The following is a 13,593-nucleotide window of genomic DNA, read 5'->3' on the forward strand; positions in this document are numbered from 1 at the left end:
GAGGTAAATACTCAACGGTTGCTGTGTTAGCCAGGACCTGCTCGTAATAGTCGAAACACCAGGCATTTCGGGCGCTTTGCCAAATTTCATAGCCCTTTACACAATAATAAGAGGGATAACTTATGCGTGCTGATTCAGGCCTGCTCAAAGGCCTCAACCCAACGGTTACCATCATTTCCATACTTGCCGTTTTGGCGTTCGTCTTGTCATGTGGGCTTTTACCTGAACAGGCAGCCTCAGTATTTAAATCAACATCTGCCGTTATTCTGCAAAACTTTAAATGGCTTTATCTCGCTATTGTCAGTGGGGTATTAGGTCTATTGATCTATCTTATGCTCAGTCGCTACGGGCATATCAAGCTGGGCCGTGAGACAGATACCCCGGAATTTAGCCTTGGCTCCTGGGTCGCAATGCTGTTTAGCGGCGGCATGGGAATCGGATTAATTTTTTGGTCGGTAGCCGAGCCCATGTGGCATTACGCAGGCAATCCTTTTGCTAAGGGCTTGACTGACGAAGCCGCAACTACTGCTATGCGGTTGACTATGTTTCATTGGGGCCTTCACCCATGGGCTATCTTTACCATTGTAGGTCTGGGGCTTGCCTACTTTGCGTACCGCAAGGGGCTCCCCTTGACCATGCGCTCGGTACTGTATCCACTTATCGGCGACAAGATATATGGCCCGATAGGTCATGTAGTCGATATCCTGGCGGTCATAATCACTGCATTTGGTGTGTCCCAATCATTGGGACTGGGTGTGGTTCAGATGAACACCGGGCTCAGCCAGGTATTCAACCTACCGATCAGCCTGGGGGTCCAGATCACGCTTGTTGTCTTGATCAGCCTTGTCACTACCCTTTCGGTAATGGCAGGCGTCTCGCGTGGCATGAAACGATTGTCCGAATGGAACATTCTTCTTTCTATCGCCTTGGTCGTTCTGGTGCTACTGCTTGGGCCGACGCGCTATATCCTGAACCTCATGCTGGAAACAACCGGGGACTATGCTCAGAACCTTGTAGGCTTGAGCTTTTGGAGCGACACGCAAAAGGATAATGGGTGGCAGAATTCATGGACGGCGTTCTACTGGCCGTGGTGGATGACATGGGGGCCTTTTGTCGGCCTTTTCATCGCACGAATCTCCAAAGGGCGAACTATTCGTGAGTTTATTGCTGGAGCTCTGCTGGTACCTACTCTAGTTACCATTGTGTGGATGTCAGTCTTTGGAGGCGCAGCCCTTTACACCGAGAAAGCCGATCGTCAAGCTCATGCGCAGCGGGTAGTGAATGAGCAGCTGCAGGGTGAAGAGGCAAAGTTTGAGGGTGGCACCATTCTTCTTGCCACTAAAAAGGAAACAACCTCTGCCATGTTTACCCTGATCGAAAAAATCGATGCAGGCACAATAGGCAAGGCACTTAGCGTGCTTGTATGCGTCCTACTCGCGACCTACTTCATCACCTCTGCTGACTCAGGCACCCAGGTGCTCTGTACACTAACTTCACTCGGAAGTACGAATCCTCCACGGATGATCCGCCTCATCTGGTGCGTACTGGAGGGTACTATTGCGGTAGGTCTACTGATGGCAGGCGGTCTGGAGGCCATACAAATGGCCAGTATTGCAGCGGGTCTTCCGATAGCAATATTCATTGTATTTATCTGCTGCACGTTACTGCAAAGCTTGCGGCAGGAGCTCAAGGGGCCAGGTCTCGAGCCGTTTCCAGGCCGCCGGGTAGCTCAAGAGCTGCGCTCGAAAGATACATTACAGTCAAGCGAGCATCTCTCAAGCCTCGATTCCAATGGTCTTGTAACCGCTAAAAGAGCTTCCTGAGCGTACTCACATAAACACCCTTTTCCCGGGCGCATTAGTTTCTGATGCGCTCGGGATATCACGCTTAATACAATATTGCTTGAGTTGATCAGAACGTTTTCTAAACACAATCATATAACGGCTAGCCCATGAGCAGACCAGAAAACGATTTCGCTTCGCTATGCCCTTCAGGGGACGGACCCTTAACCACCATAAGGGTTGGCTCGCATTACCGAACCTCAGCACAAGTCACGTGGCAGCCCTGCATAGGGGCACCCGGTTTTTGGATAAAGCCCCTCTATTGCGACGACAGGCATGGTGAAAGAAGTTTTCTTATGCGGGTCGATCCTGGCGCCGTTGCTACTCTACATTCACATCCAACAGAATTTGAGCAGTTGTTTGTTGTTGAGGGGACATTTTATGACCAGAATCAAACCATGGTTGCAGGTGATTATTGCTGCCGGGCGCCGGGTGCGAAGCATACCGGTGGCTCAGAAAACGGAGCAGTACTTTTTGTAACATATACTTCTCGCTAGGCATTTTCCCCCACCGCAGGATCTCTAACATCCGAAACCGAGGCCAGCGCATAGAATGAGCTGTCATACCGGTAATGGTTATTAGATGGATATTGCACTCACAAGACTGCATATAGCCAAGGCCGGCTAAACAATTTATTCCAAGATTGCTGGCAACTGTGTAGATTCCTTATCTAAAACCATACAGAGCTGATGAGAATAGCAGCCTGCTTTATACAATAATAATATCGGACTAGCCTTAAGTGAAAATCCATCCTTTGCCTCCGCTTAATACCTTGCTGGCCTTCGAGTCGGCCGCACGGCACTTGAGCTTTACTCATGCAGCGGAAGAGTTGAACGTGACTCAAGGAGCTGTAAGTCGAAAAGTTCGCCTGCTCGAAGACTATCTTGGTAAAACCTTACTTGAGCGAACTACCCGGACCATCAACCTTACTCCTGCAGGTGCACAATACTATGAAGATATCAGTGGGGTGCTTCAGGAGCTCGCGCGCGCAACAGGTGAGATACGTCAACCTGATGGAAACCAGCAGGTAACAGTAGCCACAAGTACCGCAATGGCTTCCCTTTGGCTTCTGCCCAAGGTGGCAGAGTTTCAACGTGAACATGAGGAGATAGATTTACGTATCATCGCTCAGGATCATGTCAAAAATTTTTCTAGAATTGACAGTGATCTTGCCCTGTACTACTGCAGCTCACGTCCGCACGAAATAGAAGTTACTCCCCTGTTTTCGGAAGAAATCTTTCTGGTATGCAGCCCTGCTTATTTGAGCCTTCATCCTGAGCTCTCATCCCTGGAGGGGCTTTCCTCCTGTACTTGGCTATGGCTAGAGGACTCCCAGCGCGACTGGATTGGCTGGTCAGAATGGCTCAAGCGCCTAGGGCATGCCCCTCTCACGCCCAAGCACAAGGTCAAGATCAATAGCTACAGTATGCTGATACAGTCCGCTGTAAGTGGGCAAGGTGTAGCGCTAGCCTGGAGCAAGCTCGTAGATGATCAGCTCGAGTCAGGGGCGCTGGTAAGACCAAACGACCTGGTAGTGCAAACTGAGGCAAAGTTCTGTCTTCTTGAAACGCGTAGCGGTTACAGCCAGCGTAAAGGTGTGAAGCTTTTTCGTGAGTGGCTAATCAAGCTAACTGCCTGAAGCACAACCCTATATTCAGCAGCGTTATACCTCCCCTGCTACCAGAAATGGCTGGGATAGGCCTTAACCAGAAAATGTTCTTTCTCCAGCTCACCTGCATTTCTAACAATAGGGCTGACCTTCATGGCATGCCCTATGGGTCGACCTTAGCAGGTGCTTTTACATGGCCCTAAGCCATTCAGCGCCTGTGATCGGCCCCAAAATTACTATCTAAAATAAAAGCAGGGCTATCGGCAGACCAGATTGGCCCAATTACTTCGCAATGTGTCCCATATAGCAGTATCTCACCCTAGATGATTGGGCAAGAATGATCCTCTGATAAGAATTCATAAAAGTGGTTTCAGCGTCTTATCAGTTACTAGGCCCACACTACAAAGAGATGAATACCAGATAACGATTTAGGCAGAGTTCTAGCTAAGGCCATGAGATTAACGAAAGCAGGTAACTCCAATATAGTAATAGAGTACGCGGCAAGGAAGTTGTTGGTTGACCCAGTCATTGACGACATATCCCACCATTCGGTACCACGCCACCTGAAGTCTTCCTATTCAAAATGCAATTTATCGGGGCTACCGTTTTCGATAGAAACACTTTTTGATGTAGATGCTCTGATAATTACGCCAGGCCATATGAGTCATTGGAACGAGATCACGCATAAACTGGCTCCGAAAGATATTCCTATTATTTCCTGTAGCGAACAAGCTGCCGAACATATCAGGTCGCAAGGATTCGTAAATGTATTCGCGCTGAATGATGGGCTCGAATATGGGGATATATACTTCAGCAAACCGCAAGGTCTAAAAAACCCTAAAAGAGTTCCGAGCATGGATCCGCAATGCTCTCAAGCCGAAGCGTGCGGGTTGGTTCTAACGCATCCTGGCGAGAAAACCATGTTTATCATGAATAGGGAAGCTGAAGAAAATATCTCCGAACCCAGGGTAATAACCAATTGTTGTGACCTGGTGGTCGTCAATGTAATGGCATAGAGCCGCCTCGTGTTTTTACACAGCCCCATGTCACGTACTTCTAAATCACTAAATCAAACTGCCTGCCCGATTCCGAGCATGCCATTGATTTTGCCAGCCTCCATGTGGGTGATACATTTCGCCTGAAAAGGTCTCGATCATGTTTAAAGGGATGAACCGGCAGGTAGCACTACTTGCCAGTGCTCAGGCACTTATACAAACTGTAAGCGTCATGGTAATGACCATCGGTGGGCTAGTTGGAAGCCAGCTGGCCCCCTCCCCTTCCCTGGCCACAGCGCCTATCGCAGGCATGTTCCTGGGCACCGCTATAACAATGTTTCCGGCTTCCATCTGGATGAGCCGCGTGGGCCGAGAAAAAGGGTTTCGCACAGGCGCAGGCGTGGGTCTTCTGGGCGCACTGCTGGCAACATCGGGCGTTTATCACGCGTCATTTTTGCAGTTGTGCCTGGGCACAGTACTCGTTGGCGTTTATCAAGGTTTTGCCCAGTTCTATCGCTTTGCAGCGAGCGAGGCCGTTACGGCTGCGTTCAGGACAAAAGCGATATCGCTTGTAATGGCAGGAGGAGTTGTTGCGGCAGTGGCCGGACCACTCATGGCCAGATTGGGTAGCGATTTGCTTGCGATTCCCTACCTAGGCTCGTTTGTGTTGCTAGTCCTAGCAACCCTGATTGCTGTAATCATACTGTTCGCTCTCAATATGCCCCAAAGCGGGATCACAGTAGCCTCGGATGAACCTGCAAGGTCATGGAGGATTGTTGTATCCCAGCCAACCTACCTGATTGCGCTTTATGCTGCAGCCTCCGGGTTCGGCTTGATGGCACTGGCCATGACTGCCACTCCGCTTGCGATGACGCATCATGCCCATCCGCTGGCAACCATCTCAAGCATTATCCAATTGCACGTGCTGGCCATGTATTTGCCTTCATTTATAACCGGGCGTCTTATAGGGCGTTTCGGTGCAATCAGAGTCATGCTGGCAGGTGTGGTGCTGTTCGCCTGCCACTTCGCTGTGGCGTTGAGTGGAACAGGGGCAGTTCAGTTTGCCAGCGCTCTGATATTTGTTGGACTTGGCTGGAATTTTCTCTACATAGGCGGCACATCACTTGTCACCAGTACCGTTACGGCATCGGAGAAAGGGATTGCATTGGGCATCAATGACATGACGATCTTCATTTTTACCCTTGCCTCTTCACTGAGCGCAGGAATGCTGGTTAATACCCTGGGTTGGCACACACTGAATCTTCTTCTCATTCCTTGGGCGGTTTCCATAGCAATGGCCCTGCTGTGGCTGGCCTGTCGTAGAGGCCTACGAATGGAGGCGGTAGGCTAAGCGGATAGATTGGCCTGGATTTATCTAATATTGTCATCCAGGCCAATTGCTAGGCTTTGGCGCATCGAACAAACTTTCAGCTATACAGCGGGCCGGCTCAGGACGCTAAATCCAAACTCTGAAAGAGAATGACCATGAACGATACGATCATGGGTGCACGCCAGGGTGCAGCGCCCTTTCCCATATCCCTTCTTGATTTTGCCATGGCAGGACGCAGCCTGACCGCACGAGAGGCTCTCGATGCCAGTATCAAACTGGCTCGCCTGGCTGATCGGCGCGGTTTTAACCGCTACTGGGTCGCTGAGCATCATTCCATGCCGGGAGTAACTACTTCCTCGCCTGCCATGGTATTGGCTCGCCTGGTTGGCGAGACCAGCCGTATTCGCCTGGGCGCAGGTGGCATGATGCTTCCCAATTTCCCTCCTCTTGTGGTAGCCGAGCAGTTTGGTCTTTTGGCGTCCATGGTGCCGGGACGTATCGATCTGGGCGTCGGCCGAGCGCCTGGCACTGATATGGATACGGCTGCCGCCCTGCGCCGAGGCCAGATAGGTGCCGAGGACTTCCCCGCCCAGCTTAAGGAATTGCTTTCGTTTCTAGACGATGATTTTCCGGACGGCCATCCTTTCAATGCGGGCGTATATGCCGTTCCTGGCCCCAGGCAGGATAAGGAGAACGGAGTGCCTCGATCGTTTGCCCGTCCCCCTGTATGGCTGCTGGGATCTTCGGACTATTCTGCGAGACTGGCGGCAAAGCTTGGGTTTCCGTTTGCCTTTGCAGCCCATCTGGCCGATCAGAATGTGGTTATGGCCCTGGATGTCTATCGTCGGCATTTTCAACCCTCGGCGGTTCTTGCCAAACCTTACGTGATGGCAAGTTTTGGCGTCATGGCTGCAGATGACGAGCACGAAGCCCGGCGCCAGGCCTGGGCCTACTCGCACGCCATGATGCGCATGACCACACGCCGCTCCTTTGTGGTCCCCACAGCCGAGGAGGCTGAAGTCTACGAGTACACGCCCACAGAGCGACGCGTTATGGACATGTGGAATGCCAAGATCATGAGCGGAACAGGTCTTCAAGTCATGGAAAAGCTCAACGCATGGCAGCAATACATCAATGCCGACGAGCTGATGATTCTTAACCTGGGACACTTACCCCAGGCTATTTATCGTTCAACCGAGCTTATTGCAGACGCTTATGGCATGCCCTCCAGCGAGGCCTGAGATCGACGGCTCGCTTCAAGCAGGCCGTTGTTGCTGGCAACGTTGCTCAGGACAGGCCTGCCACTGAAACCATCATGATGGAAAAGTGAGATTTATGCTCACCAGAGACACACTTAGAAATGGCGCGTTTCTAACTGCCTTTCGTGATACGCCTGAAATCGATTGGTGGTCTGAGGAGCGTATCAACGCCTCGATGCAGGAAATGCTAGCCTGCCGGCCTGCCGGAGAGTCGGTATGGCTGTTTGCCTATGGCTCATTGATCTGGAATCCGCTGGTTCACTTCGCGGAAAAGTGCCCTGCTCTACTTGAAGGGTGGCGGCGCAGCTTTTGTATTCGCTTGGTTATTGCCCGTGGAAGTGCCCAGCGTCCGGGAAGAATGATGGCGCTGGTGCCGGGCGGCCACACCGCAGGTCTTGCGCTGCGTTTGCACGACCCGGACCTTGAGCAGGAGCTGGCAATGGTCTGGACACGCGAAATGATCGGCGGAGTTTACAGGCCAGAATGGACTCAGATTACATTAGCCGACAAGCGCACGGTGCCAGCTATTATCTTTACCGCCAATCAAAACAGCAGGCTTTATGAGTCCGATGATACTATCGAAACGATAGCTCCAGTCATAGCAGGTGCCTGCGGTCCGTTAGGCAGCAACCAGGACTACGTTACTCAACTTGACAGCGCGCTGCAGAGACATGGCATTGAGGATCGCTATATCCATACGCTTGCTAGTAGATTAAGGCCGGAGTCCTAGAATCTTCGGCCTTGATCTATTAAAGCTGCCAGTCCAGCTGGGATCCCAGGGCTCCTGACATCCCAGCTAACGGCTTCAACCAGCCAGGTACTCACCGGTTGACTTGACGGTGCCGTAGCCAAAGGCAAAAGCAGCCATCATTGCGGCGTGTACATGGGCAGCAGGCACGGTTACTCCGTTAAACTCTAGGTCAAGCGTGGCGCAGGCATCGTGCAGCACCGTGACGGGATAACCCATGTCCGCTGCGGCGCGAACACACGCGTCAACACACATATGGCTCATCGCACCCACGATAGTGACCTCCTCTACTCCGTTGGCTTCCAGCTGCTGCTGGAGTGCGGTATCACGGAAGGAGTTGATGTGGTTTTTTACAATGACAGGCTCATCGCTGACAGGCGCCACTGCCGGCTGAATCTCAACGCCATCGGAGCCGGGGATAAAGACAGGTGCCTCCCCATTGGCAAATTCATGACGAATGTGAAAGACCGGGATGTTTTTCGCGCGCGCATCCTGGATTACTGCTGCTGCATTTTCAGCCGCCTCCTTGATGCCGGAGAGCGGCAGTTTGCCCGATGGCAGGTATTCGTTCTGTAAGTCGATAACAATCAAACCTTGTTTACTCATGAGCCTTCTCCCAACAAGTAAATTACTGAAGACTCATCTTGGCCCAAGATTAAAAAATGCTTAAGTGGCAGTACCGACATTTTATGGGGTGAAATCGACAAGCAGCTGTGTGCTCTGCGCGTGATTATTGCCTTTGGCCAGTTGTCATCTCTGGGCCAGCGGCGAACCTGCGGCGGTATTCGCTCGGCGAAAGACCAACAAGGCGGGTAAATATCTTGCGAAAAGCGCCTGCATCGCTATAGCCCACTTCCCAGGCAACACGATCAACAGATAGATTACCGAACTGCAGCAGTTCCCTGGCCCGGCCTACGCGCAGACGCTGGCAGTACTCGGTACTGGTCATACCGGTCGCCTTCTGAAACCTGCGCAGGAAGGTCCGCTCCTCCAGCCCAGCTTGCTCAGCAAGAGAGCCTAAGGCCACGTCCTTCCCCTGGTTGGCCTGCAACCAGTGCTGCACCTTGAGGATTGCCGTATCGCCATGCGTCAATCGAGGAGAGAATACACTGTAGTAGCGCTGCTCACGGCCCGGTGGATCAACCAGCAACATCCGAGCGGTGCCAATCATGACCGTTGGGCCAAGTAAGCGGTCAACCAAGCGTAGTCCCAGATCTGTCCATGACATAAGCCCACCGGCAGTAATGATATCTCCATCATCAATAATTAACTGGTCAGCATCGACCTTTACCTGAGGAAACCGTTGTTGGAGCAGCTCAGCATAAGCCCAATGGGTTGTCATACGACGGCCTGTCATAAGACCTGTACTTGCCAAAGGAAACGCGCCGGCGCAGATAGAACCCAGGGTTACACCCTCTGCATGCCGGTCCCGTAACCATGTAGTCAGTACGGACGTAGCTCCAGGACAGATGGGATCACTCAAGGTGGGCGGTAGGATTAGTGCCGCCAGTAATGTAGGTGTTTGCGAGCCACTGTCAAAGGCACGTACGGGTAAGGTATCTGGCGCATCTTGTTGCCAGTGCGTTATACGCAGCGCAGGTGCGGCATAGGGCAGATGCGAGGTGGCGATTTGATTAGCGACATTAAATAGATCGGTTAAACCCAACACAGCTGCTTGTTGAGCTCCCGAATAAATGATCACCCCTATCTCGACTGCATGCGCTTGCGTCATATCTCAATACCATGTCTCGTCATTTATTGGAGATTAAGGTAAAGCTTTTACAGAACCCTGTATCTCTTAAAACCGTGTGCGTCTTTAATGCCCTCTTCTTGGCAATCTCTATGCTCAGGATTGGAAGGCAATGCATTCTATCGACAGATCAGTAGTTTCCAGTAACTGCAGAGCCCTTGCTACACATTCTCAATAAGCTATTTGATAAAGGTCTTGACGCTGACCTCGTGAAAATTCCGGGTACAGGTGTGGCGGTTTATGCTGGGCCCATCGGCTAATCTGATTAACGTCGTCTTATGTCTTCATTTGGTCTCTGAGCAGGACAGGTGTCTGTCTGAACCACATCAGCAGGCTTTTTGATCGCCGGCATAACGCTATCTGACCAGACTATGTTGCTGAGCTAAACCACCTTTACAAGGCATACATCTACAAATTATCAAATGCCGCGGCAGCACTGCTGCGTGTGGAGGTCTCCGGATACACTGCCGGTCCCCCTATCCTGTAGTACGCCGCCTGATAAACGATAACAAGGTAATCAGGCAGGTTGATATGCACTGTCTGTGAAGGGACCTCAGCTAACGGGTTTGTCTCGTACATAGGACAACTCCAAACACTTTGGCCCATTTATTATCAATATTGTCTTATAGGCCACTGTTGATCAGGTGTACTCGAGCACATACTGCGCGCCTCTTCAATCTACTTGGTACACCTGATGAAACTTACGACAGGAACCTCCTTAGCAATTGCTCTAACCGCATCCGCTGGCGCCTTTGCTGAGACTGAGAACTCTCCCAACACACGTGCTGAAATTGATCCAGTGCGCATGCAGCAAATCCGGAGTGCTACCAGCAAGATCACCTATGGCGATACAACCTTTCTTATCGACCCGATGCTATCAGCTAAAGGCGATTTTCCAGGGTTTCCTGCCACCATTCGCAGCGAGCTGAGAAATCCACTGGTAGACCTTACGATGCCTATCGCTGAGGTTATCAAAGGAGTCGACGCAGTTATCGTCACGCATACTCACACCGACCATTGGGATGAAGCTGCCCAGAAAGCACTGCCTAAAGACCTCCCGTTGTTCGTTCAGAATGCCAGTGACCAGGAGATCATTCGCTCACAGGGCTTCAAGGATGTTCGTGTTCTGGACGGCCAGGCAGAATTCGGCGGCGTAACGCTGAGCAAGACTGGTGGCCAACACGGTACTGACGAGATGTTTGCTGATCCCGAGATCGCCAAGTTCCTCGGCGAAGCCATGGGCGTGGTCTTCCAGGCACCAGGTCAAAAAACGCTTTATGTAGCTGGAGATACCATCTGGCGCAAGGAAGTCGATGATGCGTTGGCCAAGTACCGTCCAGAACTTATCATGCTCAACACCGGCTATGCGAAGCTGGTGGAGTACAAGGGTTCGATAATTATGGGTAAAGAAGACGTATTACGCGCTTCGAAAGCTGCAACCTGATCGCCGTTCACATGGGCGCAGTTAACCATATGGGTCTGACCCGCGACGAGCTTCGCGAATACGTAAAAGAGCACGGTATTGAGGATCGTGTCGAGATTCCAGAAGATGGCGCTTCGCTGGAACTCTAATACTAGCAATAGTAGACCTCGCGAATACCTGCAACACGCTTCGGACCGAACGGTTGGCAACACACACTCAGAAAGGGTTCAGCTGCAGCTGAACCCTTTAGGCTTTTCTGTCGGCTTTTTCAGCGGTGCCTGCAAACACGCAGATAAGAGCCCAACAACGGTACGTACCCTGATTAGGCCATACTGACTACCGAAGCTACCCTCGTCCACTTCCACCGAAGCATCTCTGTACGACATCAGCCATAGTCTAGTTTGCTGCTATCCACAATCTAGTTAATCACCAAGCGGATGCTAGAACGATACTTAGTGACCTCATCACACACCCAATGTAACTGCTGAAGGTTTCATTGATGTTACTGGAAATTGCGGTGAGCCATTACGGAGCCCCTTTTCAGGCTGTGTGTCTGTAATGGCCTTTTTATCGCCCTCTGGACTCAGACTTCGCAAGCAGACAGCAGATTCGACTGTGAGCTGCCCTGCAACGTCTTGCAAAAGGTACGTCGGTAATCCGAGGGAGACGTCCCCAGCTGAGCAGCAAATTGCTGGCGCAATGATAGAGGTGTACCAAACCCTGCCTTAGATGCAATGCATTCAATCGAAAGGTCAGTGGTTTCCAACAATTGCTGGGCTCTTGCGACACGTTCGGCATTAAGCCATTTGATAAAGGTCGTACCGGTAACCTCGCGAAAGCGCCGGGTAAAGGTGCGGCGGCTGATTCTGGCTACATCGGCCAGCATATCCAGTGAGAGCGGTTCGGCCACGTTTTCGCGGGCCCATTCCAATACTCCAGATAAGCGACTCTCACTGGAGAGTTGTGGTACAGGCTGCTCTATATATTGAGCTTGGCCGCCCTGTCTGTGCGGAGGAGTAACCAGCCATCTAGCCATGCGGTTTGCAATATCAGCACCGTGACGTTGGCGAACCAGATGCAGACAGCAATCAATAGCAGCAACAGTGCCGGCAGAGGTGACGATATTATCGTCCGCGACATACAGTACATCCGGCCGAAAGTGTGTGTGAGGAAACCGCTGGGCGAATGTATCACGCGCAACCCAGTGAGTGGTTGCCTCCCTTCCATCCAGCAGGCCAGCATCGCCCAGCACAAATGCACCCAGGCACAGACCAACGATCATCGTTCCACGTGCGTGTGCCTGCTGAAGTACATCAACCAGCTCGGTAGGTGCCTGGACGGCAGGGTCACTCCAGGCTGGAACAATAATGAGATCAGCCGTCCGCATGGCATCCAGTCCATCCGGAACATCAATCATAAGGCCTTGATCACTGCATACCTTTCCCGGCGCCTGTGCACAGTAGCGAATTTCGTAACCTGGAAAGCCAGGCTTTCCATTGGCAACACCCAGCACGACGCCAGGTACAGATAGATGAAACAGGCTAACTCCGTCGAAGGCAAGAACCGCAACACGTAGAGGAGACATAGAAGGCACCGCGATACATAAATATGGCCCAAAATTATCCTGCGATGTCCTACAGGTCAATTGTTGCCCGACGACGAGTTCGTCAAACTTCCTATCGGTAGCAATACCGTCGTCTTTTGGTTATGCGGCAAAACAGGGCCGTTCAGCCCTTTATATCTGTCTTGGCATGATTCTTAGTCCATGCCTGCATGAGGAGCACTTCCATGAAATCTTTGACCCTTGGCGTTTTCTTTTTAAGTATTGGATTGTCAGCTTTTAGCAGTGCTCAGGCTGATGAGGTGGTATCAGAAGTTCATGACAACACGGCTGGAAAAACCTTCGGTACGTTAGGTGGCCTGATGGTAGGTGGCGCAGCGGGAGGACCCATAGGAGCACTTGCCGGCGCAGGCCTAGGTTGGCTGTCGGGTTGGGGAATCCAGGACAGCACAGGTCTGAGCGAGAAGGCCTATAAGGTTCGAACTAACACTGGTGAAACCCTCACGGTACGCTCGCCTCGTCAACGGTTCGCTGTTGGGGAACAAGTCGAATACAGGGCTGGACGACTGCATTCGACTGTAAACACCGAAAATTGACATCCTCCCCGCCCTAAAGGACGGGGATTCCCACAGATGGACGCTCATGTCCGAGCGCGAGAATGTTTCTGGCCGCGTTGATATCACGATCGTGAATGATACCGCTCTTACAGCAGGTCCATTCTCTTATAGGCAACCCATTGACTCAGGCCTGACTGCCCTTCTATTGAGAATACTTTCAAAACTGCTTATTGGCTGTAAACAGATGCACCAGAACAGAGAAGCGTCAGCCAGCGCGCTTGACGAAACAGTAAGATACAGAGCCTGTTGGCTCAGACATGTTCCGCTTCTTATCGGAATCGCCGCTGCTCTTGTGGCGTGGCTAAGCTATGCGTCCTTCAACTGGACAAGTATGACGATAGGTTTATTTACCTCCATCGTGGGCCTAAGTGCACAGTTACTACTCTGGTTTGGCTTGGCGTATTTAAGACGCTACCCATGATTACCAGCTCAGCACCGATGCCGAGTCCCATACGAGACC

General features: G+C 51.6%; 11 protein-coding genes and 2 pseudogenes. 9 read left to right on the forward strand and 4 right to left on the reverse strand.

Annotated features, from left to right (window positions below; all coding sequences use genetic code 11):
* The first annotated feature begins 122 nt into the window (after positions 1-122).
* The 7 genes from JQR86_RS23870 to JQR86_RS23900 all read left to right on the forward strand — a co-directional run bounded on the left by JQR86_RS23870 (position 123) and on the right by JQR86_RS23900 (position 7,764).
* The gene (locus tag JQR86_RS23870) at positions 123-1,823 is read left to right on the forward strand and encodes a BCCT family transporter (RefSeq protein ID WP_434155504.1); all 1,701 of its coding nucleotides are present in this window, start codon (positions 123-125) and stop codon (positions 1,821-1,823) included.
* A 128-nt stretch (positions 1,824-1,951) separates the two neighbouring features.
* Positions 1,952-2,338 carry a cupin domain-containing protein gene (locus JQR86_RS23875; RefSeq protein WP_407364359.1) on the forward strand — a complete coding sequence of 129 codons (387 nt, stop codon included), beginning with the start codon at positions 1,952-1,954 and terminating at the stop codon, positions 2,336-2,338.
* A gap of 242 nt (positions 2,339-2,580) precedes the next feature.
* Positions 2,581-3,480 (forward strand): LysR substrate-binding domain-containing protein, encoded by a 900-nt coding sequence (locus JQR86_RS23880; RefSeq protein WP_407364357.1) that lies wholly within the window; start codon positions 2,581-2,583, stop codon positions 3,478-3,480.
* Positions 3,481-4,109: 629 nt separating this feature from the next.
* Positions 4,110-4,466: a hypothetical protein gene (locus JQR86_RS23885; RefSeq protein WP_434155505.1), complete on the forward strand. Its 357-nt coding sequence runs from the start codon at positions 4,110-4,112 to the stop codon at positions 4,464-4,466.
* A gap of 139 nt (positions 4,467-4,605) precedes the next feature.
* Entirely contained in the window at positions 4,606-5,796 is a 1,191-nt protein-coding gene (locus JQR86_RS23890) for an MFS transporter (RefSeq protein ID WP_434155507.1), read from the forward strand.
* A gap of 128 nt (positions 5,797-5,924) precedes the next feature.
* Positions 5,925-7,016, forward strand: coding sequence for an LLM class flavin-dependent oxidoreductase (locus JQR86_RS23895; RefSeq protein ID WP_434155508.1), 1,092 nt, complete (start codon positions 5,925-5,927; stop codon positions 7,014-7,016).
* A 94-nt stretch (positions 7,017-7,110) separates the two neighbouring features.
* Positions 7,111-7,764, forward strand: coding sequence for a gamma-glutamylcyclotransferase (locus tag JQR86_RS23900; RefSeq protein WP_434155509.1), 654 nt, complete (start codon positions 7,111-7,113; stop codon positions 7,762-7,764).
* A 75-nt stretch (positions 7,765-7,839) separates the two neighbouring features.
* Here the strand turns inward: JQR86_RS23900 and JQR86_RS23905 are convergent, their stop codons facing one another.
* Together JQR86_RS23905 and JQR86_RS23910 are read right to left on the reverse strand one after the other, a co-directional pair.
* Positions 7,840-8,388 (reverse strand): cysteine hydrolase family protein, encoded by a 549-nt coding sequence (locus tag JQR86_RS23905; RefSeq protein WP_434136694.1) that lies wholly within the window; start codon positions 8,386-8,388, stop codon positions 7,840-7,842.
* A 124-nt stretch (positions 8,389-8,512) separates the two neighbouring features.
* Positions 8,513-9,514: a GlxA family transcriptional regulator gene (locus tag JQR86_RS23910; RefSeq protein WP_434136695.1), complete on the reverse strand. Its 1,002-nt coding sequence runs from the start codon at positions 9,512-9,514 to the stop codon at positions 8,513-8,515.
* Positions 9,515-10,226: 712 nt separating this feature from the next.
* Here JQR86_RS23910 and JQR86_RS23915 point away from each other — a divergent pair.
* Positions 10,227-11,104 (forward strand): annotated as a pseudogene (locus JQR86_RS23915) (MBL fold metallo-hydrolase).
* Positions 11,105-11,538: 434 nt separating this feature from the next.
* Here the strand turns inward: JQR86_RS23915 and JQR86_RS23920 are convergent.
* On the reverse strand, positions 11,539-12,540 hold the full coding sequence (locus JQR86_RS23920; RefSeq protein WP_434136697.1) for a GlxA family transcriptional regulator: 1,002 nt from the start codon (positions 12,538-12,540) through the stop codon (positions 11,539-11,541).
* 203 nt (positions 12,541-12,743) lie between these two features.
* Between JQR86_RS23920 and JQR86_RS23925 the strand changes: the two genes are divergently transcribed.
* Positions 12,744-13,112 (forward strand): hypothetical protein, encoded by a 369-nt coding sequence (locus tag JQR86_RS23925; protein WP_407364341.1) that lies wholly within the window; start codon positions 12,744-12,746, stop codon positions 13,110-13,112.
* A 13-nt stretch (positions 13,113-13,125) separates the two neighbouring features.
* Here JQR86_RS23925 and JQR86_RS23930 read toward each other — a convergent pair.
* Positions 13,126-13,251, reverse strand: a pseudogene (locus JQR86_RS23930) (zinc ribbon domain-containing protein); the annotation flags it as partial.
* Positions 13,252-13,593 lie beyond the last annotated feature (342 nt).

The organism is Pseudomonas sp. JZ134, from assembly GCF_051027695.1.
Classification (GTDB): domain Bacteria; phylum Pseudomonadota; class Gammaproteobacteria; order Pseudomonadales; family Pseudomonadaceae; genus Chryseomonas; species Chryseomonas luteola.

What these genes read in the sequence shown, in the direction of transcription:
- JQR86_RS23920 (WP_434136697.1), bottom strand. Translation starts at nt 12,540, where the DNA reads ATGTCTCCTCTACGTGTTGCGGTTCTTGCCTTCGACGGAGTTAGCCTG.
- JQR86_RS23870 (WP_434155504.1), top strand. Translation starts at nt 123, where the DNA reads ATGCGTGCTGATTCAGGCCTGCTCAAAGGCCTCAACCCAACGGTTACC.
- JQR86_RS23895 (WP_434155508.1), top strand. Translation starts at nt 5,925, where the DNA reads ATGACCATGAACGATACGATCATGGGTGCACGCCAGGGTGCAGCGCCC.
- JQR86_RS23910 (WP_434136695.1), bottom strand. Translation starts at nt 9,514, where the DNA reads ATGACGCAAGCGCATGCAGTCGAGATAGGGGTGATCATTTATTCGGGA.
- JQR86_RS23905 (WP_434136694.1), bottom strand. Translation starts at nt 8,388, where the DNA reads ATGAGTAAACAAGGTTTGATTGTTATCGACTTACAGAACGAATACCTG.
- JQR86_RS23875 (WP_407364359.1), top strand. Translation starts at nt 1,952, where the DNA reads ATGAGCAGACCAGAAAACGATTTCGCTTCGCTATGCCCTTCAGGGGAC.
- JQR86_RS23885 (WP_434155505.1), top strand. Translation starts at nt 4,110, where the DNA reads ATGAGTCATTGGAACGAGATCACGCATAAACTGGCTCCGAAAGATATT.
- JQR86_RS23900 (WP_434155509.1), top strand. Translation starts at nt 7,111, where the DNA reads ATGCTCACCAGAGACACACTTAGAAATGGCGCGTTTCTAACTGCCTTT.
- JQR86_RS23890 (WP_434155507.1), top strand. Translation starts at nt 4,606, where the DNA reads ATGTTTAAAGGGATGAACCGGCAGGTAGCACTACTTGCCAGTGCTCAG.
- JQR86_RS23925 (WP_407364341.1), top strand. Translation starts at nt 12,744, where the DNA reads ATGAAATCTTTGACCCTTGGCGTTTTCTTTTTAAGTATTGGATTGTCA.